This window comes from Candidatus Glassbacteria bacterium (assembly GCA_019456185.1).
Lineage (GTDB): Bacteria > Gemmatimonadota > Glassbacteria > GWA2-58-10 > GWA2-58-10 > JAJRTS01.
Genome location: VRUH01000134.1, coordinates 1 through 1,802, shown reverse-complemented (window position 1 = coordinate 1,802; position 1,802 = coordinate 1). Strand labels below are relative to the sequence as shown.

The window sequence follows — 1,802 nt, the reverse complement described above, 5'->3', positions numbered from 1 at the left end:
CGGCGCTCTGGCATGGAGAACGCCTGGACCGGCCCTGTATTTCGGTCCGAGCACCGCAACCGGTCGCGGACCCAACGCCTGTTCCTGAACCGGCTGATGAGGAAGCGCGGTGGCTCGATCCGGCATATCGGGTGGCTCTTGCCCGACATGAGATCGAGGGCACCTGGTGGGGCGGCGAATCCATTCCGTCGGTGCTGACGATGGGCTCCTGGGTGCTCTGCCTCGGCGGGACACCTCGATTCGAACCAGCAACAATCTGGTTCGAGACCCAGACCGTCGACTTCCTGACCCCAGCCCCGTTTCGACACGATCCTGAAAGTCCCTGGACGCATAAATTCCGCAACCTGCTGCTGGCGATGTGCAACGCGGCAGGTCGCGATGATTTCCTGGTGAGCGCAGCCAGCGGCTTGCCGGCCAACGATATGCTGTCGATGCTCATGGGCACCGAGAAGTTCCTTTATGCGGTGACGGACCACCCGGAATGGGTGGCTGACGCCATCCTGACCGGGGCGCGGGATAGACTGGAGGTCCGGCGGGCGATGCGTGCTTCGGTGCGCGATACAGGGCACGTCTTTTGGTACGGGAACGCGGGATGGATGCCGTTCTGGGCACCGGAACCGTACAACACCACTCAATCCGATGTGTCCTGCATGCTCTCGCCGGAAATGTTCGACCGATTCGTTCTGCCGGAGCTGGAAATGGACGGGGAGGAACATGGAGCCCTCTGGTATCACCTGGACGGCGGCGATGCCAAGCAGCATCTGCCGCGGTTGTTATCGCTGCCGTTCCTGCGGGTTCTTCAATACGTCCCCGCTCCGTCCGAGCCGCAAAATGGACCGGAGCACCTGGCAATGTACAGACAGGTCCAGGCGGCAGGCAAGATCGTGCATATTGAAGTTCCCATGGCGCACGTGGGACCGCTGGTCCGTGAATTGGATCCGGCGCGGCTGATCTTGCAGACATCTTGTCCCAGCCGCGATGCCGGCGAACAGCTGCTGGAACAGAGCGTGAAATGGGCGGCAAGGTGACGAATTGCCCGTTCGGCGAATCATCAGCAGGAAGGGAACACCGACAGAAGAAGAGCCGAACCAGGGAGTCAAGGCGACGCGGCAAACCCCGCGCCTGACTCCCACCATTATGCGGATCATTCGCAAAGGGAGTTTCATATGAATGACAAGTGCACATCACGCCGTGAGGGTGAGATGGGAGCGTCCACCAGTTCGGGCAAGACAGCGCCTGCCACCGAGAACGAAGCAGTCGGGGAAACGGCAACAGCGTCGCCACAGAGGGCACAGAGCACACACCCCGAGCGGTGCGAAGCCCGCGAGGGGCAGATAAGGTCGTTGGCGTTGCCTTGCTTCTCACGACCTTACCTGCCGCTCGGCTTCGCCTCGCTTGGTCGTTTCACGAGCCACCCTCCGTGCCCTCAAGGTTGAAGGAATGCGGATAATCGGGCGGCCTCACGGCACGGCGAACGTCTACGTCGCAATCTCTCGACTTCGTGGCGAGCGGTCGGCTCGTGGGAAGCGACCGGGTGGCAGGTCGGTGGGCCAGAGGCCACAGAGAGCGGCGCGATGGCGCGCGTGACGTCGAGTCGTTACCCCGTCGTCCGCCGTTCTCTGTGACCTCTGTGATCTCTGTGGCGAAAAGTGCCGTCTTCGGCATGAACGACCGCCCGGATCGTTGGACGCAGCCTCCACTTCTCTGGGAAAGAAATTGGCGTTGACACGCCGCCCGGTGAGAGTAGCCTTGGGGCGCCCAGCGTCCGCAGGGGGGGATGTCGTCCGGGCGTGCGCGTCCTA

Annotated in this window: 1 protein-coding gene; it reads left to right on the top strand. The window is 62.6% G+C overall.

What is annotated here, in order from left to right:
- Window positions 1-131: 131 nt before the first annotated feature.
- Window positions 132-1,028, top strand: a complete 897-nt coding sequence (locus FVQ81_18435) for a hypothetical protein (GenBank protein MBW7998509.1) — start codon at window positions 132-134, stop codon at window positions 1,026-1,028.
- Window positions 1,029-1,802 lie beyond the last annotated feature (774 nt).